Below are 25,027 nucleotides of genomic sequence, written 5' to 3'. Positions count from 1 at the left end.
TTATTTTTCATTCGCAAGCTGCGCTGTTCTGTCAGCGAGCGCAAGTGCGTCTATCACTTCGTCCAGAGAGCCGTTAAGTATGCTGTCGAGCTTGTAAAGCGTAAGCCCTATGCGGTGGTCTGAAACTCGGCTCTCGGGAAAATTATATGTGCGTATGCGCTCTGAGCGGTCGCCTGTGCCGACCATAGAGCGGCGCTTTGCGGCTATCTCTCCGTCGTGCTCGGCCTGCTTCATCTCCAGCAGACGTGAACGCAGCACGCGCATAGCTTTGTCTTTGTTCTTGTACTGCGAGCGCTCATCTTGACACTCTACAACCAAGCCCGTAGGCAGGTGCGTTATTCTTACTGCCGATTCGGTCTTGTTGATGTGCTGGCCGCCCGCGCCCGAAGCTCGGAAGACGTCTATTTTCAGCTCAGTAGCTTCATTCAGCTCAAGCTCTACCTCTTCGGCTTCGGGCAGTACTGCTACCGTTACGGTAGATGTGTGTATCCTGCCCTGCGATTCCGTTTCGGGAACGCGCTGTACGCGGTGAACGCCGCTTTCGTACTTCATGCGCGAGTAAGCGCCCGCGCCCTCTATTGAAAAGCTTATCTCTTTGTATCCGCCAAGCTCCGTTTCGTTGGCGCTGAGCACTTCCGTTTTCCAGCCCTTTGAAGCCGCGTACATTGAGTACATACGGTAAAGCGAATTTGCAAAAAGCGCTGATTCTTCGCCGCCAGCGCCGCCGCGTATCTCTACTATTACGTTCTTCTCGTCGTTCGGGTCTTTCGGCAGCAGCATTATTTTCAGCTCTTCTGAAAGGCGCTCCATATCGCCCGCCGAGGTGTTCAGCTGTTCTGATACCATCTCGTGCATTTCTTCGTCCATGCCGCCTTCTTTCAGCAGCTCGCGTGCTTCGGCATTTTCAGCTGCTGCGCGTTTGTATTCGCCGTACTTCTGGCATATCGGCTCCAGGCGGCTGTATTCTTTCATCAGCTCGGTGTACTTCGCCGTATCGTTCACGGTGTCGGGTTGGGTGAGCATTTCGCCGATCTCGGAAAAACGCTCGTCTATTATCTCTAACTTATCTGTCATATCTCTTAGCTCCTTACATCTGTATTGATCGCGATTTTTTACAGACAGTCGGCTAAGTTTCCGCAGGCTTTATGACTTTCTTTACGTTTTTTTCGGCCTTGCTGCGGGGTATCATAAACTCTCTTCCGCAGCCGCGGCAGCGCAGCTTGAAATCCATGCCCGAGCGCAGCACTTCCATCTCAAAGCTGCCGCATGGGTGTTTCTTTTTCATAAGCAGTGTATCGCCTTTTGAAATGTCCATAACTGTGATCTTACCTCCTCGAACGTGTTATCAAGCGTTTGTACGCTTGCCTTTATATTATAGCACATTTTCGTGGCGTTAGCAAGTTTTTATGCCTAAATCTACAAATATGTATTCTATATTATATATAAGTAAATGAAATATATCTATTCTATTAAATTTTGCGACATTACTTGACGAACAATGCAAAAAATGATATTATAAAAATGTATTTCTTATGATTTTATAAGTGGAATCTTAATCTTATTATAAAGGAAGGAAAGAAATGAAAAAACCTTTTATCACCAAAGAGCAGGCGGAAGAGATAATCAAAACTTACCCTACGCCTTTTCATATCTATGACGAGAAAGCTATCCGTCAGAACGCGCGCGACCTTTTCAAGGCGTTTTCGTGGAACAAGGGCTTTAGAGAGTACTTTGCCGTAAAGGCTACCCCTAATCCCTTTATCCTCAAAGTGCTTCAGGAAGAGGGCTGCGGTGTTGACTGCTCTTCGCTTACCGAGCTTATGATGAGCGAGTGCTGCGGTTTTTTAGGCAGTGACATAATGTTCTCTTCGAACGTTACCCCTAAGGAGGATTACCTCAAGGCGCGAGAGATGGGCGCTTTCATAAACCTCGATGACTTCACCCACATCAAGTTCCTCGACGACCTCTGCGGTATTCCCGAAACTATTTTCTGCCGCTATAACCCCGGCGGACATTTTGAGATCGAAACTCAGATAATGGATAACCCCGGCGACGCTAAGTACGGTTTTACCCACGAACAGATCATCGAAGGCTTTAAGATACTCAAGGAAAAAGGCGCTAAGAATTTCGGTATCCATGCGTTCCTCGCTTCCAATACCGTATCCAACGCTTACTATCCTAAGCTTGCCCGCATACTTTTCGAGTTGGCTGTCGAGATAAAGGAAAAGACCGGTGCACAGATCAAGTACATCAACCTCTCGGGCGGCGTTGGCATACCCTATACTCCCGATAAAGAGCCAAACGATATTTTCGCTATCGGCGAGGGCGTGCACAAGGCGTTTGACGAGATACTCGTACCTGCAGGCATGGGCGATGTTTCTATTTTTACCGAGCTGGGCAGATATATGCTCGCGCCTTACGGACATCTCGTTACAAAGTGCATTCACCACAAGCATATCTATAAGGAATATGTCGGCGTAGACGCTACCGCCTGCGACCTCATGCGTCCCGCTATGTACGGCGCTTATCATCACATCACCGTATTGGGCAAGGAAAACGCTCCCTGCGACCACAAGTACGACGTTACAGGCTCGCTTTGCGAGAACAATGATAAATTCGCAGTAGACAGAATGCTGCCTGAGATAGATACCGGCGATATACTCGTTATCCACGATACGGGCGCGCACGGCTACTCTATGGGCTATAATTATAACGGCAGACTTCGCCATGCCGAGCTTCTTTTGCAGGAGGACGGCAGCGTGAAGATGATCCGCCGCGCAGAAACACCCGCAGATTATTTTGCAACATTTGACTTCTGCCACATTATGGACAAATATCTCAACAAAGATAAATGATTTATGCCGCAACGCCGCAGCTTTTACTATATCAGCTGCGGCGTTTTTGCTTTTTGTACCCTCAATTATGAACTTTTTTTGTAAATTGGTAAAACTACTTGCAAAATGCGCGGAAATATAGTATAATAAAATTTGAGTATGCGGTGCTTTTGCAGCTAATGTGCGATATGCCGCCGCAGCAATAGAGAAAGGATTGGTTTTTTCTATGGATCTTGAAATGGTAAAGTATCTCGCAGAACTGGGAAAGTTGGAGTTTACAGACGAAGCGCTGGCTAAGACCGCTGACGAAATGACCGACATTATCGAGCTTATGGATACAATTAAAGACTTCGGGCTGGAGTACGACGCGCTGAAAGATAATCACAACGTATTCCTCAACGACCTTCGCAAGGACGAAAAGCTTCCTTCGATGTCTACCGAAAAAGTGCTTCAGAACGCAGTTAATTCCGACAACTGCTTCGTAGTGCCCAAGGTCGTTGAATAACCTAAAATATATAAGGAAGGTCGTGTAAATGTTGGACAGCTCACTGAAATCTATCCGCGATATGCGTGAGGCGCTTGACGAGAAAAAGATCTCCTCGCGCGAGCTGGCGGAAGAATATCTGAAAAATATAAGATCGCGCGACGGCGAGATCAAAGCTTATATCACCGTTACCGAAGAGGGCGCGCTAAAGCAGGCTGACGAGGCGCAGAAGCTTATCGACGCAGGCGAGCAGAAGCCGCTTACGGGTATCCCCCTCGCTATCAAAGACAATATCTGCACCGAGGGCGTGCGCACTACCTGCGCTTCCAAAATGCTGGAGGATTTTATCCCCCCTTATAATGCTACCGTTATGCAGAAGCTCGACTCGCAGGGCATAGTTATGCTCGGCAAGACTTCTATGGACGAATTTGCAATGGGCGGCTCTACTCAAACTTCCGCTTTCGCAAAGACCCGCAATCCGTATAATACCGACTGCGTACCCGGTGGTTCGTCTGGCGGTTCGGCGGCGGCGGTTGCGGCAGACCTCTGCGCGGCGGCTCTCGGCTCTGATACGGGCGGATCTATACGCCAGCCCTCCTCTTTCTGCGGAGTGGTCGGTATCAAGCCTACTTACAGCCGTGTTTCCAGATTCGGTCTTGTAGCTTTCGCTTCCTCGTTCGACCAGATCGGCCCTATCGCAAAGAGCAGCGCTGACTGCGGCGTTATCCTCAATCAGATCTGCGGCTTTGATATGCACGACGGTACAAGCTCGAAAAACGAGGTTCCCGATTTCAACGCTAAGATCGGTCAGCCGCTCAAGGGGATGAAGATCGCGCTGCCCGCTGAATTTTACGCAGCAGGTATCGACGACGAGATAAAGGCTTCCGTACTTTCGGCGGCTGAAAAGTATAAGGAGCTTGGCGCTGAGCTTATCGACTGCTCTATGCCTTCTCTGAAATACGCTATCCCTGCATACTACCTTATATCCTCTGCCGAGGCTGCTTCAAACCTCTCGAGATATGACGGTATAAAGTACGGTCACCGCGCTAAGGACGCCGACAGTTACGAAGAGCTTATAAAGCACTCGCGCAGCGAAGGCTTCGGTGACGAGGTAAAGAGAAGGATACTCCTCGGAAACTACGCGCTCTCTAGCGGTTACTATGACGCTTATTACGGCAAAGCTATGGCTCTGCGTCAGGTCATAAGAGATGAGTACGACGAGATATTTGCTAAGTGCGACGCTATACTCACCCCGACTACCCCCGCGGTAGCTTACCGCCCTGAAGAGCAGGTATCAGACCCCGTAAAGATGTATCAGGCGGATATATGCACCGTAACTGTAAACATCGCGGGACTTCCTGCAATATCCACGCCCTGCGGCTACAACGCACAGGGTATGCCGATAGGTATGTCGATAATCGGCAAGCGCTTTGACGAGCAGACGGTTATCCAGCTCGCCGACGCTTACGAACAGACCTTTACGCCCATCGCGCCTAAGCTTTAAAGGAGGAAAAGACAAATGGAAAAATATATTACAGTCATCGGTCTTGAAATCCACGCCGAGCTTCTTACAAAAACTAAAGTATTCTGCAACTGCTCCGCTGAGTTCGGCGGAGAGCGCAACTCCCGCTGCTGCCCCGTATGCATGGGTCTGCCGGGAACTCTGCCCGTTATAAATCAGACGGCTATCGAGTACGCGGTAAAGGCGGGCTACGCCCTTAACTGCGAGATAAACAAATTCTCGGTATTCGACAGAAAGAACTACTTCTATCCCGACCTGCCTAAGGCTTATCAGATCTCGCAGCTTTACAGACCCCTCTGCGGCCCCGGATATGTGCCAATAGAGGTAAATGGCGAGAAGAAGAACATCAGAATAAACCATATACACGTTGAAGAGGACGCCGGCAAGCTCGTTCACGACGATTACAACGGCGTTTCGCTGGCGGACTACAACCGCTGCGGCATTCCGCTGATAGAGATAGTTACCGAGCCGGATATGTCCTCCGCTGAGGAAGCTATGGCTTTCGTAGAGCAGGTATCGCTGCTTCTTCAGTACGCAGGCGTTTGCGACTGTAAGATGGAGCAGGGCTCGCTGAGATGCGACGTAAATATCTCGATCATGAAGCCTACCGATAAGGAATTCGGTACGCGCGCCGAGATCAAGAATATCAACTCTATCAAGTCTGTAGGCAGAGCTATCAAGTACGAGGAGCGCCGTCAGGCACTTCTGCTCGAAGCAGGCAAAAAGGTTATCCAGGAGACCCGCCGCTACGACGCGAACAGAGATACCACAAAGTCGATGCGTACTAAGGAAAATGCGCATGACTACCGCTATTTCCCAGAGCCTGATATTTTACAGGTAAACATCACCGATGAGCAGCTGGCTGAGATCAGAGCGAAGCTTCCCGAAATGCCAAACAAGCGCTTTGCGCGCTATACCGAGCAGTACGGACTTTCCGACATCGACGCGCAGACTATCATCAATAATAAGGATATTTCCGATTTCTTTGACGCGGCACTTGCGGTGTACGATTCGCCGAAGACTATCTCGGCTTTCATACTCACCGAATTTATGCGCCGTATAAATCTGGGCGAGATCGACGTAAAGAATGTCAAGTTCACACCCGCACAGCTTGCCGAGCTGGTGCGCATGGCTGATACCGAAAAGATCTCGAAGAACGACGCCAAGACCGTTTTCCGCACTATGGCAGAGCAGGGCGGCGATCCCGAAAAACTGGCTGAGAAGGCAGGATTTATAATCACCGTAGATACCGAAAAAGTAGGTGCTGAGATCGACAAGATACTCGCTGCGAACGCCGCGCAGGTACAGCAGTACGCTTCGGGCGAAAAGAAAGTATTCGGCTTTATCATGGGTCAGTGCACAAAGGCTCTTAAGGGCTTTGCAACTCCTAAGCTGATAAAGGGCGTGCTTGAAGAAAAGCTTGCGGCTGTTTCCGCTGCCGACGATACCGCTGATACTAAGGCTGAGGAAGAAGAAAGCTATGATATTTCCGCGCTCACGCCTTACACAAATCCCGATAAATACGTTCCCGACGCGGACGGCGCTATGCTTATGGTATCGCCCGAAAACCTGCTCGGCGAATTTACTCTTTCCGACGCGCTGGATAACATCGGCAAAGTGGTAGACTTTAAGGCTTGCGTACACCGCATAAGAAAGATGGCAGGTGTAACGTTTATAGTTGTAAGAACTGCTTTCTGCACTATCCAGACCGTTTATAACGAGAAGGACTGCGCCGACAGCATACAGGGTCTGCGCGAGGGCTTCTTCGTATGGGTAAAGGGTACTGTTACCGAAAACCCGAAGGACTTCAACGGCGTAGAGATCCAGCTTTCAGACATTCGCCTTATCAGCACCCCCAAGAGCGAAATGCCGCTCAAGATCTCGCAGGGCAGACTCAACTGCGCTATCGACACTAAGCTCGATAACCGCGTTGCCGCGCTGAGAAATCCTTACGAGCGCGCTATATTCAAGCTTCAGGAGGGTCTTGTGCACGGTATGCACATCTTCATGAAGAAGAACAATTTCACCGAGATACACACGCCTAAGATAGTTGCGCAGGGCGCAGAAGGCGGCGCGAACATCTTCCGGCTTGACTACTTCCAGAAAAACGCGTTCCTCAACCAGTCGCCGCAGTTCTACAAGCAGGCCTGCGTAGGCGTATTCAACCGCGTTTACGAGATTGCACCTGTTTACAGAGCTGAAAAGCACGCTACCTCGCGCCACATCAACGAGTACATCGGACTTGATCTCGAGATGGGCTATATCGACAGTATGTACGACGTTATGGCGATGGAAACGGCTATGCTGAAATTCATCATGGAGTATATCACTGAGAACTACGCTTACGAGCTGAAAATACTTGAAGCTGACGTTCCACAGATCACCGAGATACCCTCGATCAAGTTCATAGACGCTATAAAGATGCTGAGAGGCGATAACGCCGCGGGCAAGAAGTTCGACCTCGACCCCGAGGACGAAGTGAACCTCGGCAAATACGCTAAAGAAAAGTACAACAGCGACTTCATTTTCGTAACTCATTTCCCGTCCTCAAAGCCGCCTTTCTATGCTATGAACAGCAGGGAAGACCCCAAGGAAGCTTACAAATTCGACCTGCTCTTCCGCGGACTCGAGATAACTTCCGGCGGTCAGCGTATACACGATTATGATGAGCAGGTAGCTAAGATGAAAGCGCAGGGTCTTGACCCCGCAGATTTCAAGAGCTATCTCGACGCGCACAAGTACGGTCTGCCCCCGCACGGCGGTCTGGGCATCGGCCTTGAGCGTCTGCTGATGAAGCTGCTCAATAAATCAAATATCCGCGAAACATCAATGTTCCCGAGAGATATAAACAGACTTATCCCGTAAAAAATCACACAAATGGCGCGGCGCTGCAGCCGCGCTGTTTTTTTGGCATATAACCCGTATTACGCGCATAAGATTTGCAGAGGGGGTGCTTTGGAATTGAAAAAAATGAATGGAATAGCCGTGCTTCTCACGGCGGCATTGCTTTGTTCCTGCTCAACTAAATCGGACAAGCCGAAGATAACTCAAAATTCGCCAGTGCCGCAGAATGTATTGACGGCTTCGCAGGACAGCAAGCAGACTCAGCAGACAGTCAAAAATGAAGAGTACACGCCGCTCAACTACGATGAGCAAAAGGCTGTTTGGATCTCGTATATCGATCTCGCGGGTATGCTTGATGACAGCGAAAGCGCTTTTCGCGAGAATATCTCGAAGGCTTTTGAGAATGTGAGCGACCTCGGGTGCAACACTGTGTATGTCCACGTTCGTGCTTTCGGCGACGCTTATTATGTTTCGCAGTATTTTGCACCGTCAAAGTATATTCCCGCAGAGGATGGCACTCTGCGCTATGACCCGCTGAAGATCATGACCGACGAGGCGCACAAATATGGATTATCGTTTCACGCATGGCTAAACCCTCTGCGCTGCGACACACAGGTCTATATGGAAAAAATGCAGGGCACGCAGATCTACGAATGGTATTCGCAGCCCGGGAAATATCCGGAGTATGTTTCAAAGCCCGATAACAGCGATTATTATTGGCTAAATCCTGCTTATCCCGAGGTGCGCAAGCTTATAGCGGACGGCGCGGCGGAACTTGCAGAGAATTACGATATAGACGGCGTGCATATCGACGATTATTTTTATCCGACTACTGAAAAAAGCTTTGATATGCAGGCTTTTACGGCGGCGCAGACGGCTGACGATCTTTCGCAGTGGCGGATGGATAACTGTTCTGAGATGGTGCATGATATTTACGAAGCTGTAAAATCGGTGGACAAAAGGCTTCTTTTCGGCGTGTCGCCGCAGGGAAATATGGATAACAATTATACGCAGATGTACGCCGACGTGAAAAAATGGTGCTCGGAAGAAGGCTATCTCGATTACATCGCGCCGCAGATATATTTCGGTTACGAGAACAGCGTGTGCCCGTTTTCAGAAACGCTGAAAAACTGGGAGAACATCGTGATATGTAAAAATGTTAAGCTGGTCTGCGGGCTGGGTGTCTACAAGCTAGAGCGCGAGGACGAATTTATAAACGACATGGGCATAATAGCGCGGCAGATAGGCGATACCGAAGCGGACGAAAATTGCTCGGGCTTCGCACTTTACAGCTATCAAAGCCTTTTTACCAAAACGGACGAACGCTTTTTGGAAGAAAGAAAAGAAATATCTGCGCAGCTCAAATAACATTTTTTACTTTTTTACTATGTGATAATAAATCATGTGAAAATGCTATGAAGATTTGACAAAAATGCCGAAAAGAATTTGTGTAAAGTGCAATTTTTTATTAAATATACTTGAAAATCGGGAAAGAATGTAGTATAATGTTTATTAAGGCATATAGCGCCCACTCGGCGCAGCCATAAATGAATCAGGAGGTAAAAAACAGTGTATAAGATTTTAAAGAAAAAGCAGCTGAACGACTCGATAACACTTATGGAGATCGACGCGCCGTTCATTGCTAAAAAAGCTCTTGCCGGTCAGTTTATCATTTATAGAGTAGATGAGCACGGCGAAAGGATCCCTCTTACCATTGCAGATTACGACAGAGAAAAGGGAAGCATAACTATAATCTTCCAGACAATAGGCGCTTCTACTAAAGAGCTCGCTATGCTCAACGAGGGCGATTCGATACTTGACGTAGTAGGCCCTCTCGGCGTTGCTACCGAGTACGGCAACGTCAAGAGAGTAGCAGTAGTTGGCGGCGGCGTTGGCTGCGCTATCGCTTATCCGCAGGCTAAGGCTCTGCACAAGATGGGCGTAGAAGTAGACCTTATCGCAGGCTTCAGAAGCAAGGACATAGTTATCCTTGAGGACGAGATGGCTGCTGTAAGCACACACTTTCACCTCTGCACCGATGACGGCAGCGCAGGCTACCACGGCTTTGTTACCAATAAGCTAAAAGAGCTTATCGACGGCGGCGCTAAGTTTGACGAAGTTATCGCGATAGGCCCTGTACCTATGATGAAATTCGTATGTAAGACCACCGAGCCTTACGGTATAAAGACCATCGTTTCTCTCAACCCGATCATGGTCGATGGTACGGGAATGTGCGGCGGATGCCGTGTTACTGTAGACGGCAAGATCAGATATGCCTGCGTTGACGGCCCTGATTTCGACGGTCACAAGGTGGATTTCGACGAGCTTATGAGAAGAAACTCGACTTATAAAGAACAGGAAAAGGCTCATTTATGCAGACTCACAGGAGGTGTTCGCAATGCCTAATATGCAGATGACAAAAACTCCTGTTACCGAACAGGATCCTAAGGTAAGAGCGAGAAACTTTAAGGAAGTATGTCTTGGCTATACCGAAGAAGAAGCAAAATTTGAGGCTCAGAGATGTCTTAACTGTAAGCACAGACCCTGCGTAAGCGGATGTCCCGTAGGCGTTCGCATCCCCGACTTTATCGCTAAGGTCGCGGCTGGCGAATTTATGGAAGCTTACAATATAATCAAATCCACCAACAGCCTTCCCGCTATCAGCGGCAGAGTTTGTCCGCAGGAAAATCAGTGCGAGGGCAAGTGCGTTCGCGGTATAAAAGGCGAGCCCGTAGCTATCGGCCGTCTTGAAAGATTTTGCGCTGACTACGCTATGAATCACGCTGACGAAGTTGAAAAGGTCGAGAAGCCGCAGAGCAACGGTCATAAAGTTGCAGTAGTAGGTGCAGGCCCTTCGGGTCTTACCTGCGCTGGCGACCTTGCTAAGCAGGGTTATGACGTAACTATTTTTGAGGCTTTCCATACCGCAGGCGGCGTTCTGATGTACGGTATCCCAGAATTCAGACTTCCTAAGGCTATCGTTCAGAAAGAGATCGACAACCTGAAAGACCTTGGCGTAAACGTAATGACCAATATGGTGATCGGTAAAGTTCTTTCTATCGATGAGCTGATGAATGACGGCTTTGAGGCTGTATTCGTAGGCTCTGGTGCAGGTCTGCCCAGATTTATGGGTATTGATGGCGAAGCGCTGGTAGGCGTTTACTCTGCTAACGAGTACCTCACCAGAATAAACCTTATGAAGGCTTACCTTGAAGATTACGAAACTCCTATCAAGAAGTCGAAGTCGGTAGCGGTAGTCGGCGGCGGCAACGTTGCTATGGACGCTGCACGCTCGGCAATGCGTCTTGGCGCGGAGCACGTTTACATAGTTTACCGCCGTTCGATGGACGAGCTTCCTGCAAGAAAAGAAGAAGTTCACCACGCTATGGAAGAGGGCATCGAGTTCATGCTTCTCAATAATCCTACTAAGATCATCGGCGACGAAAACGGCAACGTTTGCGGAATCGAGTGCATAAAGATGGAGCTTGGCGAGCCTGATGAGAGCGGCAGAAGACGCCCTGTAGAGATCGCAGGTTCGGAATTTGTCATCGACGTAGATACGGTTATCATGTCGATAGGTACTTCGCCTAACCCGCTCATCAGAAGTACTACTCCCGGCGTAGAAGCAAACAAGCGCGGCTGCCTTATCGTAAACGAGGAAACAAACCAGACCACTAAGGAAGGCGTATACGCAGGCGGCGACGCTGTAACAGGCGCGGCTACCGTTATCCTCGCGATGGGCGCAGGCAAGAAGGCTGCTGCCTCTATCGACGAGTACATCAAGGGCAAGAACTGATATAAACAAAAATCTTTTCGATTGAAAACAATTTGTTAATACTATTGCAAGAACAGCGTTTTTGTGGTATAATACAGATATATTTAAAATCGGAGGATTAGAAAGTTATGTCAAATATTATGCTTTACACCGCCAACGGCGCACAGTCGGCAAGTATGTGGTCATCTGTTATCATGCTTGTTCTTATAGTTGTGTTCTTTTATTTCCTTATAATCCGCCCGCAGAAGAAGCAGGAGAAAAAGGAAAAAGCAATGCGCGATTCGCTTGAGATCGGTGATGAAGTTGTTACAAACGGCGGTATCGTAGGTATCGTATTCTCTATCAAGGACGATACTGTAGTTATCGAAACCGGAAGCGACAGAAGCAAGATCAGGATCATGAAATGGGCTATCGCCAAGAACCTCACTGTTCACGACGGTGACGGAGAAAAATAAGACAAATTATAAAACCGCTGTCATACATACGACAGCGGTTTTTGTATATTGTGACGAAAATAAAAATATATAAATAAATAGTCACAATTTCACGGGTTTTGAAGAATTAAATATAGAAATGAAACCCGCCAAGAATTTTTGAGGACAACAAAATGAAAACTAAGATCAAAATAGCTTTTTCTGTGATCTTTTTAGCTTTTCCAATATTTACATTCTCTAATGCGGTGGTCGCGATAGGCGATATGTCGGCGTACAAAACCGGCAGCGCCGCGGTTTATCTGCTGGCGGCGGTCGCTGTGTTTGCGGCTCTGGTCGGCGTGTATGCCGTGCTGAAGCGTATAGCGAATGGAAAAAAGATCTCTAAAATCATTACGCCCGACCTGGTGTTCACGGTTTGCAGTATCATTATGCTTGCGATCCAGATCTATCTTATTGTTCGGCTGGATTACAAGCCTGTTCATGACGCTTACTACGTTGACGCAGCTGCGCGGAATTTTGCCCGCGACGGCAATTTTGCTGGCATGTACGCAGGTCTTCACGGCAAGGAGAATTACTTTACGCGCTTTCCAAACAATTGGGGCATACTGCTTCTGCTGTCTTACTTTTACAGATCGATATACCTAATATTCGGCACAGTCCCGAGCTTTGCGGCGCAGGTACTCAACATAGTTCTGCTGAAATTTTCAGTATTTATGACATTTATGACGGCGAAATTGGTGCTTAAAGACAAGGGCACGCAGATGTTTGCTGCGATCTTCTCCGCGATACTGCCGCCGATATACCTCTACACGCCGATATTCTATACCGATACGCTCTCGATGCCGTTTGTTATCTCGGCGCTCTACTGCTTTATCCGAGGCACACGCGCTCAAAAGAACGGCGCTCTCTTCGGCTGGATGGCTGGCGCGGCGGTTATTACAGGCGTTGGATACACGCTGAAAGGCAGTCTTTGCGTACTGCTCGCGGCGGAGGTGATCTACTGCTTTTTCAGACTTCGTCCACTCAAAGCCGCCGGCGTGTCAGCTATGTTCGTTGCGGCGCTGCTCGTTTGCAATTCCACGGTTTTCAATATCGGTTTGGCGCAAGGCATTAGTACGCGCGAAATGCTCGAACGCCACAGGATACCGACCATTCACTGGGTGATGATGTCGGCTGTCAACGAGGGCGGCTTTAACAAAGAGGAGTTTCGCTACACTATCCATTATGAGGGATATGAGGAGAAAAAAGCCGCCGACCTAGAGCGATTGAAACAGCATATCAAGGACTACACGCCGCGAACTTTTACCGACCATCTTGTGGAAAAATCAAACTTTACATGGGCACACGGCAAGTATTTTTCGAGACATCATTTGCAGGAAACAAGCCGCACACCGCTCAAATATATGCTCACAAGCGGCAGGGGTTTTGACGTCTTCTGCCAAGCGATGCAGCTTTCGATGCTCGCTCTGATGTCTATCTCGTTCATATACGGCGTTCGCCAAAGGCGGGTAACGCCTATGTTTATGGTGCAGATGGCGGTGTTTGGGCTGGCACTTTTCCTGCTGATATGGGAAACGCGCTCGCGCTATCTGATAAATTTCCTGCCGCTCTTTATTCTGATGTCGGCACACGGCGCGCGCATAACAGCTGCATGGCTCAGCAAAATTTTCAAATGCATACACCCCGCATAATTTCCAGCGCACCTGCATATACTTGCAAAAACGGTATGGAGGTGCGCTTATGCGGAGCAAAAAACGTTACAGAAACCTGCTATCGGGCGCGGCGGGTATGCTGTTATCGGCGCTGGCGGGCTTTTCGCTGGTGTTTCTAGGTCTGCTGCTGTTTTCGTTCATAATGACGAGGATAGATGTTTCCGAGCCTGTGCTTTCGGTTCTCACATCGCTGGCGCTCTGCGTGGGAGCATACGTCGGCGGATACACGGCTTCGCGCAGACGGCGCAGAAACGGTCTGCTGATGGGGCTTTGCTGCGGGCTGTTCATGTTTCTCGTGATATTCGCGCTTTCGTACTTCTTTGCGGGCACGGCGGGCGGCTTTTCGGCATCGGCAAAGCTTATCATGACGCTGGTCTGTGCGGGTACCGGCGGAGTCATCGGCGTGAACTCTGCCGGCAGACGTTTCAGGCTGTGATAAAATATTTATCGTGAGTTAGCAGAATGTTAATAAAATAAGGCGCGCATTATGGTATAATATAAGAAAAAGCATTGGAGGAACTAACTATGAAGCATATCAAAACGATCAATAAGGCTAACCTCAAGCAGTCTGCTGAAAAGGGCGGCTGCGGTAAGTGTCAGGCTTCCTGCCAGTCTGCTTGCAAGACTTCCTGCACAGTAGCTAACCAGAAGTGCGAAAGAGACGCTTGATCTGATTTGATTTTACATAAAGGGACATTCCCCGAATGTCCCTTTATTTTTTGCGCATAGATGTAACGGAGGTTTTCAAATGATACATAAATTTAAACAGAACGGAATGTACATTCTGCTCGATGTGAACAGCGGCGGTGTGCATATTATCGACGAGCTTACTTACGATCTGCTCGATTACGTTTCCGACCCGCCCGCTGAGGAATGTCCTCAGGCGGCTATCGAAGCGCTAAGCGGCAAGTACCCTGCGGCTGATCTGCGTGAGTGTTATGCTGAGCTTTATTCGCTTTATAAGGATAAGATCCTGTTCTCTGAGGACGATTATGAGAAGTACGCCCTTTCGGCGGTCGCTTCGCCTGTAAAGGCTATGTGCCTGCTTATAGCTCAGGACTGCAACCTGCGCTGTGAATACTGCTTCGCGGGCAAGGGCGATTACGGCAAGGGCAGAACGCTGATGGACTTTGAAACAGGCAAAAAGGCGATAGATTTTCTTATCCAAAAGTCCGCTAACCGCCGCAACCTCGAGCTTGACTTTTTCGGCGGCGAACCGCTCATGAATTTCAACGTTGTAAAGCAGATAGTCGAGTACGCGCGCGAGCAGGAAAAACTGCACGACAAAAACTTCCGCTTCACCATCACCACCAATGGCACGCTTCTCAGCGATGACAAGATCGAATTCATAAATAAGGAAATGTACAACGTTGTACTTTCGGTAGACGGCAGAAAATGCGTCAATGACCGTATGAGAAAGCGTGTTGACGGCAAGGGCAGCTATGACTTATTTATGCCAAAATTCAAAAAGCTGGTAGAAAAGCGCGGTGATAAGGAATACTACGTTCGCGGAACTTACACCAAATACAACATGGATTTCACCGAGGATATTCTCAGCCTTTATGACGAGGGCTTCGACCAGATCTCCATCGAGCCGGTAATGGCTGACCCGAACGAGCCTTATGCGCTTACGGCGGCTGATCTGCCAAGAATTTTTGAAGAGTACGAAAAGCTTTCGGATAAGATCAAAGAGATTCGCGCGAACGGCAAATTTATCAACTTCTTCCACTTCATGCTTGACCTCGACCAAGGCCCATGTGCTATCAAGCGCCTGCGCGGCTGCGGCTGCGGCAATGAGTATGTCGCAATTTCGCCGGACGGTGATATTTACCCTTGCCACCAGTTCGTGGGCATCGACGAGTACAAAATGGGCTCGCTGAACGACGGCACTTTCGACACTGAGATGAAGATGGACTTTGCGCGTGCGCACGTTTACTCAAAGCCGGAGTGCCGCAAGTGCTGGGCGAAATTCTATTGCAGCGGCGGATGCAACGCCAACAATTACATCTACGCCGGCGATATCCACAACGCGTACAAGCTTTCCTGCGACATCGAAAAGAAGCGTCTAGAGTGTGCCATCGCGCTGAAAGCCGAAAAGCTGCTCGACACCGCGGAGTGAACTGACGTGAGCATTTTTTCAAAATCGCGCAGACATTCCGTTCCCGAAGAGTGCCGCGGCATGGAAGTGAAGATCGAAAGCTCGACCTGCACGGGCGAAAAGACCATCGGCTTTTTCGACCCCATTTCGCGGAAACTGCTATACAGAGAGCTTGTTTGCAGCGAGCAGGACGTCGCCGATTTTTACGAAAAATACGGATTAAAAAGATAAAAATTTCGACCCGCTCATGTTTTTGAACGGGTCGATTTTAGTTGCTAATGAGCATATCGCAGAGCTTTTGCGCGGCAGGTGAGAGGGTCTTGCCTGTGCGGCGGACGAGCAGTATCTCGCGGCGCGGTATTTCCTCGGCAATATCCAATTTGCAAAAGCCGCCACCGACTGCGAATGGTTCAGGCAAAAATGCCGCGCCGAGATTGTTTTTGACCAGCGGAAGGATCTGGTCGGCGGTCGCGGCTTCGATGTCGGGCGAGAATTTCAAACCGTGGCGCAGGAAAAGCTCGCTGTAAAACTCGTATGTTTTGGTAGACCTGTCGAGCGAGATCAGCGGCATTTCTGCAAGCTCGGCGAGGGTTATTTTGCGCTTCGTCAGTTCGGAAAACTCTTCGCCGCAAACGGGTATCTCGCGGAAACTGCGTATGCTGTGCGCCGTAAGCCCAGTGGAAATGTCGGCGGGGGTGGTCACCAGCGCGATGTCCACCAGCGCCGAGCTGAGCGCGTTTATCGCCTGCGGGGTGGTATGGTTGAAAAGCTTTATCTTGATGTGCGGGTGCTCTTTGCGGTAGGTGTTCAGCACGCCGAGCAATATGCCGTGCAGAGCCGTTTCGCTTGCGCCGATGCTCACACTGCCGCACTTCAGCTCGCGCTCAGCACGCAGCTCCTCCTCGCCCTTTTGTATCAGCTCCATCGCCGCGGCGACTTTTTCATACAGCCGCTCGCCCTCGGCGGTCAGTGAAACGCCCTTGTTCGAGCGCTCAAAAAGCTTCGTGCCAAGCTCGTTCTCCAGTAGTCTGACCGAGCGGGTGATGTTTGGCTGATTGCTGTAAAGCGCTTTGGCGGCGCGTGTAAAGCTGCGGTATTTGGCTGCATAATAAAAGATCTTGTAATATTCGTAGTTTATATCCATATTTTCTCCATGTCAAAATTGTATTGCAGATATATCAAACATATATTTTACATATCCCGCATTGTCAATTATAATATATATTAGAAGAATTGTCAATAGGGAAAGTGATGGGATATGAAAAGCAAAAAGCAAATGTCGGAAGCGACCTCGGTAATGGTGGCGCTGACGATCTCGGGCGGGCTGCAGGATGCCTACTCGTACTTTGTGCGCGACAAGGTTTTCGCCAACGCGCAAACGGGCAACATCGTGCTGATGAGCGAGCATTTTTTCAGCGGCGACGTTAGGGGCGGCATAAGGTATCTGATACCGATACTGGCGTTCGCGCTTGGCGTGCTTATTGCGGAACAGCTTAGGGCGAAGTTTTCAAACTCGAAGCTTTTTCACTGGCGGCAGTTCATCGCGGCGATTGAAATATTTTTGCTCTTTATCACGGGTCTGCTGCCCGTTACGAAAACGCTCGACCCGCTGGCGAACGCGCTGACTTCGTGTTCGTGCGCGATGCAGGTGCAGGCGTTCCGCAAGGTCAACGGCTACTCTTACGCGAGCACGATGTGTATTGGCAATATGCGCAGCGCTATGGAGTCGCTTAGTGCGTATCTGCGGCTTGGCGAGAGGCGGCTTTTGCGGCAGTCGGGGCAGTATTTTTTCGTGATTTTGATGTTCATACTCGGCGCAGGCGTAGGCGGAATAGCCGCTCAGCACATCGGCAGACAACTCATCTGGGCGTCGTGCGCACTGCTTTTTGTGTGCTTTGCGCTGATGTTCATTAAAGAGGACATCGAGCACGAGGCTGATTTTATGAAATAAAATGTTTACAATTTATTATAATTTCGTTTACAACTTTTCGTGCGTTTCTCCGTCTTATTTTATAAAGGGATATTATTCCCTAAAAAATAAGATGGAGGTTTTTTTATGAAAAAGTTTTTAGCAGCGCTGTTGGCGCTGTCCCTGACGTTCGGTTCGGTGGCTCGAAAGCGGAGTTATCACTAGAGGGGTGAATATTTCAGCGAAGTTGGAAATGCCGTTATACTAAGCGTTTTCGATGGTTGGAAATGGAGATTGGACTTTCGATAAGTGCAGGAATTTGACCAACATAATAAAAGATCCGTACTCCCAAAAAGTACGGACCTTTTCCATTTTACCCAAACTGACTCAATACAAATTCCTGCCCCACTTAGCCGCTGCCTTTTCAAACGTGCCAAGCTGGCTGTAAACTGCCTGCGCCGCCTGAGAAAGCAGCACGCGCGCAGTGTTCGCGTCAGAATCGTCGGCTTTCTCGGCGCTCATGTACGCCTTTATCGCTAGCTCGGATAGCTGCATGAAACCGTCGCAAAGCTGCGGAAAACGCTCGCGCAGAGCCTTTTCAAGCTTTTCAGCCGTCTGACTGTCGGTCGAATTTTCGCGGCTCTCGATTCCTGCCAGCGCGAGGTACGCCAGATAATATTTGTAGCAGGCAATGACCGCCGCGCTGTTGTCTTCGAAATTTATCTCTCGGTCCATTTTCTCAAGCCCGTGCTTTCGGCGTATGGTCGCCGCCGCGGCGAGTATCAAGAAGAATATCACCGTTCCGCCGACGTACCCGACCGTTGCAGAGTTTATTTTCACACTCGCTCCGCCTGAGCCGCCGCCTGCCGTTCCGCTGCCTGTGAGAGATGTGTCGGCGACATTTCCATCGCCGCTCGCGTTGCTCGTATCAGCTATTCCGCTCTTCGATGAAGCGCTCGGTTTGCTGTTTTTGCCCGCCGACGATGTGTCGCGTTTGCTGGAGCTTTCCGATTTTGAGAATGACATAGATTCGGTTTTCGCCGCAGATGAATTGCCGCTCTCACTCGAATCGCTCTTCTCGGCAACACGCTCGTCCATCGTCAGATTAGGATTGTCATTCTCGAATCCGGGCGTGAACTCCAGCGGATACCAGCCTGCCCCGTCGATGTAGACTTCACACCAAGCGTGCGCACAGCGGTCGCTGACGCGTATGCGCTCGTTAGCATCGCTTTGCTGAGCAGGCTCGATAACGTAGCCCTCGACATACCTTGCCGAAAAGCCCGCCTCGCGCATCAGCATTACGCCCGCAGATGCAAAATATGTGCAGTAGCCCTTTTTCTGCTCGGTAAGAAAATAGCTGATAAAGTCTTCACCCGATGGCGTTATGCCCGGCGTGAGCGTGTATTTAAAGCTGTTTTCGTTGAAATAATCCGAAATGTACTGCGCTGTCGAGTACAGATCAGTGTCGGTGCGCTCCTGCAATATCTCGTCCAGCAGAGGTTTGAGGTCGTCGGGCACGCTGCCGAAATCTGAACTGTAAAGCGCATATTCGTTATAATCTGAATGCTCGTCGGCAAGGTCTGCAAACTTTTCGCCGCTCGCGTCGCCCTCGGCGTAACTGAGCTTGTACTTTTCCGAACCCTTTTTCGGCGAGATCATGCCCTCGTATTTCTGCTCTTTGACGTTGTCGCAGTCGGTGTAATCGGCGTTGTACGGCGCATAGATAACCTCCTTGTTGGCATTAATCGCCTTTATCTCGATGCTCGAAACAGGCGTGATCTCGCTGCTGCGAAGCCAGCCGTAGTCGAGCGCCGTGTCGCCGTCAGCTGTGAAATTCTGCTGAATGTCGTCGTTCAGCTCGATGGGGTTCCAGCAGTTTGAGGTGTAATCAGTGCCCGTATAGCCGCGCAGATACATAGGTTCGTCAAGTTTGTCGCAGTAGACGTTCAGCGCCGTGTTGCCGCTGAATGTGATCTTGTCGTAAAGCCCCAGTCTGCCGCCGTTCGTGCCGCCTATCATCTTGCCTCTGCCAGGAAAATCGTTCGGCGAGAGGTTCACTTTGTTTGATAATCTGTTGGTAAAGTCTTGAAAATCGTTCGATAATTTCACGCGCAGTTCGTCGGTCTGCTGACTGCGATACGAGTCCATTATCATCGAAGCGCCTGCCGCGATAATGAAGACCGCCGCGCATACCACCGCCGCCATAGATGCCGCAAAGCCGAAAAAGCGCTTTTTCACGCCCTCAGACGTCAGATAAAACGTCTTTTTGTGCTTGTAAACGGCAAAAGTGTTCGTACTGCCGCGCTTTTTTGTGGTGTGGTTTATGAGGTTCAGCGAGAGTATAACTATCCAGCAGGTTACCATCGCAGGGAATGTCCACGCCGCAGGTTCCCAGCCCCAAAACGCGCCCATCTCGAAAATCGGGAAGGTGCATAAGAAAAGTATCGGGAAATTTGTGTAGTAAATACAGCCCAGCGATATTCCAAGCGTTATCAGAAATGCCAGCGTCAGAAAGAATATCTGCGCGTCGTATTTTGAGGAAGCCGTTATCATTTGTGAAAATGCGGGTACCGAAAGCTTCGCTTTCACTGTGTAGGCGTAAGCGCTGTAGAGCAGTCCGTTGACCGCAGTCTTCAGCTGAAACATCACATATACCGTTTCAAGTATCAGAAAAGCCGCGCCCGATATTTTTAGAAATCTGCCGCCTCTGCTGACGAGAAGTACCGCGAATGCCGTAGCGAAAATGCTGACGATAAGCGGAGTGGGCGATATGTACCCAAGCTCGCTGCTGAGAAAGCTTATCAGCATAAATACCGCCGCCAGCGAAGAGATCACGGTAACTGCAAACTGTACAAGCGGGTAAAATCCGCGGCCGGGGTCTTTCTCGAGCGAAAAGCCTATGTCTGAGCGGAACGATATACCGTTTCCGCAAGCCATTTTGCCCGATATGCCTACTGTATTTTTAGAAGTATTTCGTCTGTTCATATCCATACTCCTTTACAGCGTCAGCGCCGCCAGCGACGCCGCGGCATTTTTCGGGTCTATTCGTACTATCTCGGCATTCGCGTGGTCGCCAGCCAACTCTGTGCCGTCAGCTCCGCCGCCGCATATCAGAAATGTGTATCGGCAGGCAAGCCCCGAGCATATCAGCGCTTCCGCGTAGGCGGCATCGTATATCGCGCTTATGCAGATCATGTGTCCGTACCTGCGCCGCTGGTCGCCGCTTTCAAGTATTTCGTTCACCAGCCGCGAGGGTTTGTTGCAGCAGCCCGCCATCATCAGCCGCACGCAGGCGGTTATGCTTTCGCCCTCTTCATCTACCTTTATAAACTCCGCTTCCTGCGACCTATCGTCAAAAAAGCCGACGATGTGCCGCGCGTTGTTTTGGCATAAAAGCTGCGATATAGATGTCGTCATGACCGCTAGAGTGTCGTATATCTCGGCGCTGTGCCCCGAAAACTGCGGCGGTATGTATGTGTCCGCGGCGATGAAAAAGCTGTCTGCCAGCGGCAGCGAGTAGTCTTTTACCATCAGCCTGTCCTCTTTCGCGGTAAGCTTCCAGTGTACTCTGCTCATCCTGTCGCCGTCGCTGTAATCGCGTATCGAGAATATCTCTGATGGGTCGTCCCCCGCCTTTACTGCCGAATAGTTTTCGCTCTCCAGCCCGATGTCTGAGTAGTCAGAAACGGTGTTTTCAAGGTCTATCTGCTTCGGCAGTATTATCGCTTCGCAGTTGATATGGTTAAGCTTTTTTGCAGGCAGCTTGAATCGGAAAAGCCGAAGCATATCGTAGATCTTCACCGAGATCATTTTGCACCGCACCAGTCCATAGTGTGACGATGAAAATGAAGCCGAGAGCCGCTGCATATTTCGCGGAAAAATGGGCGTGTTTATGCGTATCTTTTCACTGCTGTTTTCCGAAGCGAGAGTTATCTCAAACGTTATCTCGCAGTTCAGTACAGGTATCAGCGTGGGGTTGGTAAGCTCCGCCGCGATGGGTATGCTTTGCCCCGACGTACAGCGCGAATTTTCTAGCCTAAGCGCCGCGGTTATCTTTCTGCGGCAGATAAGAAGCATCGTCAGCATTACTATCGGCACGGCGAACACGAATATCAGTACTAGGAACGATATAACGCCCTTGTAAAGTATGTAAAACAATACTGATATTATCAGCATTGCAAGATATATAAAAATCATTTTAATGTCCCTGTAATCGACTTATCTCTTTATTTTTGGTATCTGCACGGCGGCTACTATCTCTTTCAGCACGCTTTCGGTGTTCATGCCGTTGATTTTCGCCTTTGAGTTGAGCAGTATGCGGTGCATACAAACGTCCTTGAAAGCGTAGAGCGTGTCGTCAGGTATAGCGAAATCTCTGCCGTTGAGCAGGGCGGTGGCTTTCGTCATTTTCAGCAGGGCTATCGTGCCGCGCGGCGAAAGTCCCAGCCTTACGCACGGGTGATTGCGCGTAGCCGCCGCCAGCGAAGCGATGTATTCAAACACGGGGTCGGCAACGTAAATATCGTCGGTAACAGCCACCGCGCGTGATACCTGCGCGGCTGATGAAACAGGCTGTACTTCGTCGATAGAAACCTGCGCGTGCTTTGATTTTAGCATCTGCACCTCGTTTTGCAGCGAGGGGTAGCCCATAGTCAGCCGCACGATGAATCTGTCCATCTGCGATTCGGGCAGCATCTGCGTGCCTATAGAGCCGATAGGGTTCTGCGTCGCTATTACGATGTATGGGTCGGGAGTTTTGTAGGTTTTGCCGTCTACCGTTACCTTGCCCTCTTCCATTACCTCCAGCAGTGCCGACTGCGTTTTTGAGGAAGTACGGTTGATCTCGTCGGCGAGGAAAAGGTTTGTGAGTGCAGCGCCGCTCTTGTACTCAAATTCGCCCGCTTTTTTGTTGAGTGCCATAAAGCCTATGAGGTCTGAGGGCAGTACGTCGGGTGTGAACTGCACGCGCTTGTACTCCAGCGATAGCGCCTTTGAAAGCGCCAGCGCGAGGGTGGTCTTGCCAACGCCGGGTATGTCCTCGATAAGCACATGGCCGCCCGCCAGTACCGAAAGCAGCACCTTTATAATAATGTCGTCTTTGCCGATGATCACCTTTTTTATCTCGCGGATAACGCGGTGGCACATCTCCAGCACCTGCTTCTGTTCATCTGATAATTCGTTCTGCATAATTTTGTTCTCCTTGCCATTAAAAAATTCAGCATACATTTTAATTATAACATAATGCTTTTTTTATTTCAATAGTTTTGAAACATTTTTACAGCTTTTTGCGCTATATTTTTGCGAATATATCTTCCCGCGGCGGCATAGTATTTATCAGACGGGACGCGCTGTCGGCATTGCCGCAAGATGCGTTTTGCAAAAAACGGAGGTGGCGCTTTTATGAGAGAGCGTTCAAAGCTTTCATACGCTATGGCTCTGCTGCCCGATAGGCTGAAAGCCGCGGTGCTCAGTGCGGGTCAGGGCGAGCGTGAAAAAATTACCGAGCTGCGTTTGCGCCGAGGCAGAAGCCTTTCGGCGGTGCTTTACGGGCGCGAGTATTTTCTTACATACGATGGGCGCTTTATGAATTCGTTCGAGGGCGCTGTCGAGGTCACGGCAGAGGATATTTCGCAGGTGTTTACCCGCGCGTTTCGCGGCTCTGTGCACTCTTTTCCGCGCGAGATGGCGCAGGGTTACATTACCTGTGAGGGTGGCAACCGCGTAGGCTTTTGCGGAACTGCCGTCAGCGACAGAGTGGGTGAGGTGACTTCTGTAAAGGATATATCTTCCATAAATATTCGCATCGCCCGCGAGGTGATAGGCTGTGCCGAGGCGATATTCGACCGTGCTTTTTCCGATGGACTAGCTTCGCTGGTGATAGCTTCTCCGCCATGCGGCGGCAAGACTACCGTTCTTCGCGACCTTTGCCGTCTTCTCGGCGAGCGGCGGCGGGTAAGCATTATCGACGAGCGCGGCGAGCTTGCAAGCGTTTATGAGGGCGAGCCGCAAAACGATGTTGGCGCGAGAAGTGATATTTTCAATGCTTACGATAAATCGGCGGCGGTCGTCACGGCGGTAAAAGTTATGTCGCCCGACGTGCTGGTTTGCGACGAGATAGGCGCGAAAGGCGATCTCGAAGCACTGGAGTACGCGCTGAATTCGGGCGTGCGGCTGGTGTGCACCTGCCACGCCGCTGATTTTGACGATCTGAAAAAGCGCCCCGCCGTCGGCAGACTTATGAAGCAGGGGTATTTCGACTTCGCCGCGATGCTCGGAACGGGCGCTATGTGCGGTCGGCTGACGGCGTTCTATAAGCTGAAAGATGATTGAGCTTGTGGGTGCGGTGCTGCTGGCGGTATCGGGAGCGGCGGCAGGTTCGGCAGCGGCTGATGAGATTAAACAGCAAAGGCTGGCGCTGCAAAGCGTTGAAGATATGCTCGCGCAGATGATGATAATGCTCGAATTTGAAGCGCCTACCGTGCAGATCATGCTTAGCGAGCTGCGAAAGGGGAGCGCTCCCGAATTTATCATGCGTCTGCCCGAAAATGCCGACCCCGAGCGAATTTGCGAAGCGATAAAGCGTTGCCCCGACGGACTTACCAAACAGGACGTGCAGAAGCTTTGCACGCTTTTTGGCAGACTGGGCAGCGCAGACAAGCTTTGCGAACAGCAGCGTATAGCTGGCGCGGCGGCGTATTTTGCCGAGCGGCGAAAAAAGTGCGAGCCCGAGTGCCGCAGAAAAGAAAAGCTCGCGAAAAGTCTTGGTCTGTTGGGCGGGATATTTTTCGCGGTGATGCTTTTGTAGAGAAAAAGAGGATAGCGAATGGAAATAGATCTGATCTTTAAAATAGCCGCCGTCGGAATAATTGTGGCGGTGCTGGCGCAGCTTTTGAAACGCGCCGAGCGGGACGAGCAGGCTATGATGACGACATTGGCGGGGCTGATCGTTGTGCTTATGATGATAATCGACCAAATAGCGCAGCTTTTCGACACGATAAAAACGCTTTTTGGGTTTTACTGATGGACATTCTTACAGCCGCGCTTTTCTGCATAGCCGCCTGCGTGCTGATAAAGCCGCTCGCGGGGGTCGCCTCCGAGGTGAAACTTGTCTGCTCGGTGGCGGCGGCTTGCCTTATTACGCTGCGCTTTTTGGATAATTGGCGTGAGATCTCGGCGGCGCTCGAGGATATTTTCCAGCAGACGGGTATGCAGAGCGAGTATTTGAAGATCATTTTCAAAAGTTTGGGCATCTGCTTCGTCACTCAGCTTGGCTGCGACTGCTGCCGTGATTCGGGCGAGAACGCCATGGCTTCGCAGCTAGAGCTGGCGGGCAAGGCGGCTATTCTCGTCACCGCGCTGCCGCTCTTTTCAGCCGCAGCCGAGATGGTACGCACGCTGCTCATGATCTGATATTT

At 50.1% G+C, this 25,027-nt stretch carries 24 protein-coding genes; 18 read left to right on the top strand and 6 right to left on the bottom strand.

Features of this window, described 5'->3' with window-relative positions; translation table 11 throughout:
- Together prfA and LI114_RS00260 are read right to left on the bottom strand one after the other, a co-directional pair.
- Window positions 1–1,074 carry a peptide chain release factor 1 gene (gene prfA / locus LI114_RS00265; RefSeq protein ID WP_227218375.1) on the bottom strand — a complete coding sequence of 358 codons (1,074 nt, stop codon included), beginning with the start codon at window positions 1,072–1,074 and terminating at the stop codon, window positions 1–3.
- 52 nt (window positions 1,075–1,126) lie between these two features.
- Window positions 1,127–1,315, bottom strand: a complete 189-nt coding sequence (locus LI114_RS00260) for a DUF951 domain-containing protein (protein ID WP_022128176.1) — start codon at window positions 1,313–1,315, stop codon at window positions 1,127–1,129.
- Between the two features lie 265 nt (window positions 1,316–1,580).
- Between LI114_RS00260 and LI114_RS00255 the strand changes: the two genes are divergently transcribed.
- From LI114_RS00255 to LI114_RS00190, 13 genes are all read left to right on the top strand, one after another.
- Window positions 1,581–2,855, top strand: coding sequence for a diaminopimelate decarboxylase (locus LI114_RS00255; RefSeq protein WP_227218373.1), 1,275 nt, complete (start codon window positions 1,581–1,583; stop codon window positions 2,853–2,855).
- A gap of 205 nt (window positions 2,856–3,060) precedes the next feature.
- Window positions 3,061–3,339: an Asp-tRNA(Asn)/Glu-tRNA(Gln) amidotransferase subunit GatC gene (locus tag LI114_RS00250; protein ID WP_022128174.1), complete on the top strand. Its 279-nt coding sequence runs from the start codon at window positions 3,061–3,063 to the stop codon at window positions 3,337–3,339.
- A gap of 31 nt (window positions 3,340–3,370) precedes the next feature.
- Window positions 3,371–4,822: an Asp-tRNA(Asn)/Glu-tRNA(Gln) amidotransferase subunit GatA gene (gatA, locus tag LI114_RS00245; protein ID WP_413770890.1), complete on the top strand. Its 1,452-nt coding sequence runs from the start codon at window positions 3,371–3,373 to the stop codon at window positions 4,820–4,822.
- 15 nt (window positions 4,823–4,837) lie between these two features.
- Window positions 4,838–7,705 carry an Asp-tRNA(Asn)/Glu-tRNA(Gln) amidotransferase subunit GatB gene (gatB, locus tag LI114_RS14255; RefSeq protein ID WP_319638283.1) on the top strand — a complete coding sequence of 956 codons (2,868 nt, stop codon included), beginning with the start codon at window positions 4,838–4,840 and terminating at the stop codon, window positions 7,703–7,705.
- A 90-nt stretch (window positions 7,706–7,795) separates the two neighbouring features.
- Window positions 7,796–9,052 carry a glycoside hydrolase family 10 protein gene (locus LI114_RS00230; protein ID WP_227218369.1) on the top strand — a complete coding sequence of 419 codons (1,257 nt, stop codon included), beginning with the start codon at window positions 7,796–7,798 and terminating at the stop codon, window positions 9,050–9,052.
- Between the two features lie 201 nt (window positions 9,053–9,253).
- The gene (locus LI114_RS00225; protein WP_227218367.1) at window positions 9,254–10,090 is read left to right on the top strand and encodes a sulfide/dihydroorotate dehydrogenase-like FAD/NAD-binding protein; all 837 of its coding nucleotides are present in this window, start codon (window positions 9,254–9,256) and stop codon (window positions 10,088–10,090) included.
- Window positions 10,083–11,480 carry an NADPH-dependent glutamate synthase gene (gene gltA, locus LI114_RS00220; protein ID WP_227218365.1) on the top strand — a complete coding sequence of 466 codons (1,398 nt, stop codon included), beginning with the start codon at window positions 10,083–10,085 and terminating at the stop codon, window positions 11,478–11,480. The genes LI114_RS00225 and gltA overlap by 8 nt, the downstream gene beginning before the upstream one ends.
- A gap of 107 nt (window positions 11,481–11,587) precedes the next feature.
- Window positions 11,588–11,914: a preprotein translocase subunit YajC gene (gene yajC / locus LI114_RS00215; RefSeq protein WP_022128168.1), complete on the top strand. Its 327-nt coding sequence runs from the start codon at window positions 11,588–11,590 to the stop codon at window positions 11,912–11,914.
- A gap of 152 nt (window positions 11,915–12,066) precedes the next feature.
- On the top strand, window positions 12,067–13,584 hold the full coding sequence (locus LI114_RS00210; protein WP_227218363.1) for a glycosyltransferase family 39 protein: 1,518 nt from the start codon (window positions 12,067–12,069) through the stop codon (window positions 13,582–13,584).
- A gap of 49 nt (window positions 13,585–13,633) precedes the next feature.
- On the top strand, window positions 13,634–14,041 hold the full coding sequence (locus tag LI114_RS00205; RefSeq protein WP_227218361.1) for a TIGR04086 family membrane protein: 408 nt from the start codon (window positions 13,634–13,636) through the stop codon (window positions 14,039–14,041).
- A gap of 89 nt (window positions 14,042–14,130) precedes the next feature.
- Window positions 14,131–14,274: a six-cysteine ranthipeptide SCIFF gene (scfA, locus tag LI114_RS00200; RefSeq protein ID WP_022128165.1), complete on the top strand. Its 144-nt coding sequence runs from the start codon at window positions 14,131–14,133 to the stop codon at window positions 14,272–14,274.
- Between the two features lie 79 nt (window positions 14,275–14,353).
- Window positions 14,354–15,724, top strand: coding sequence for a thioether cross-link-forming SCIFF peptide maturase (gene scfB / locus LI114_RS00195; protein WP_227218359.1), 1,371 nt, complete (start codon window positions 14,354–14,356; stop codon window positions 15,722–15,724).
- A gap of 6 nt (window positions 15,725–15,730) precedes the next feature.
- A complete protein-coding gene (locus LI114_RS00190) occupies window positions 15,731–15,934 on the top strand; it encodes a hypothetical protein (protein WP_227218357.1) in 204 nt (67 codons plus the stop codon).
- Window positions 15,935–15,971: 37 nt separating this feature from the next.
- Here the strand turns inward: LI114_RS00190 and LI114_RS00185 are convergent, their stop codons facing one another.
- Window positions 15,972–16,847: a LysR family transcriptional regulator gene (locus LI114_RS00185; RefSeq protein WP_227218355.1), complete on the bottom strand. Its 876-nt coding sequence runs from the start codon at window positions 16,845–16,847 to the stop codon at window positions 15,972–15,974.
- A gap of 114 nt (window positions 16,848–16,961) precedes the next feature.
- On the opposite strand from LI114_RS00185, the gene LI114_RS00180 reads away from it, so the two are divergent.
- Window positions 16,962–17,654 carry a YoaK family protein gene (locus LI114_RS00180; RefSeq protein WP_227218354.1) on the top strand — a complete coding sequence of 231 codons (693 nt, stop codon included), beginning with the start codon at window positions 16,962–16,964 and terminating at the stop codon, window positions 17,652–17,654.
- 345 nt (window positions 17,655–17,999) lie between these two features.
- On the opposite strand, the gene LI114_RS00175 is transcribed toward LI114_RS00180, so the two are convergent.
- Genes LI114_RS00175 through LI114_RS00165 form a run of 3 tightly spaced genes read right to left on the bottom strand, consistent with a single transcriptional unit; the run spans window position 18,000 to window position 22,799 of the window.
- The gene (locus LI114_RS00175) at window positions 18,000–20,597 is read right to left on the bottom strand and encodes a transglutaminase-like domain-containing protein (protein ID WP_227218352.1); all 2,598 of its coding nucleotides are present in this window, start codon (window positions 20,595–20,597) and stop codon (window positions 18,000–18,002) included.
- Window positions 20,598–20,609: 12 nt separating this feature from the next.
- On the bottom strand, window positions 20,610–21,809 hold the full coding sequence (locus LI114_RS00170; protein WP_227218350.1) for a DUF58 domain-containing protein: 1,200 nt from the start codon (window positions 21,807–21,809) through the stop codon (window positions 20,610–20,612).
- A gap of 21 nt (window positions 21,810–21,830) precedes the next feature.
- Window positions 21,831–22,799 (bottom strand): AAA family ATPase, encoded by a 969-nt coding sequence (locus LI114_RS00165; protein WP_227218348.1) that lies wholly within the window; start codon window positions 22,797–22,799, stop codon window positions 21,831–21,833.
- A gap of 213 nt (window positions 22,800–23,012) precedes the next feature.
- On the opposite strand from LI114_RS00165, the gene LI114_RS00160 reads away from it, so the two are divergent.
- The 4 genes from LI114_RS00160 to LI114_RS00145 are packed head-to-tail and all read left to right on the top strand — an operon-like array spanning window position 23,013 to window position 25,022.
- On the top strand, window positions 23,013–23,942 hold the full coding sequence (locus tag LI114_RS00160; protein ID WP_227218346.1) for a stage III sporulation protein AA: 930 nt from the start codon (window positions 23,013–23,015) through the stop codon (window positions 23,940–23,942).
- A complete protein-coding gene (locus LI114_RS00155) occupies window positions 23,935–24,417 on the top strand; it encodes a stage III sporulation protein AB (protein ID WP_227218344.1) in 483 nt (160 codons plus the stop codon). The genes LI114_RS00160 and LI114_RS00155 overlap by 8 nt, the downstream gene beginning before the upstream one ends.
- Before the next feature lie 18 nt (window positions 24,418–24,435).
- A complete protein-coding gene (spoIIIAC, locus tag LI114_RS00150) occupies window positions 24,436–24,633 on the top strand; it encodes a stage III sporulation protein AC (protein ID WP_022128156.1) in 198 nt (65 codons plus the stop codon).
- Window positions 24,633–25,022 (top strand): stage III sporulation AC/AD family protein, encoded by a 390-nt coding sequence (locus LI114_RS00145; protein ID WP_227218341.1) that lies wholly within the window; start codon window positions 24,633–24,635, stop codon window positions 25,020–25,022. Before spoIIIAC ends, LI114_RS00145 begins: the two co-directional genes overlap by 1 nt.
- Window positions 25,023–25,027 lie beyond the last annotated feature (5 nt).

The sequence above is a fragment of the Ruminococcus sp. 210702-SL.1.03 genome (genome assembly GCF_020559915.1).
Taxonomy (GTDB): Bacteria; Bacillota; Clostridia; order Oscillospirales; family Ruminococcaceae; genus YE71.
This window is presented reverse-complemented; position numbering and strand designations above follow the sequence as displayed.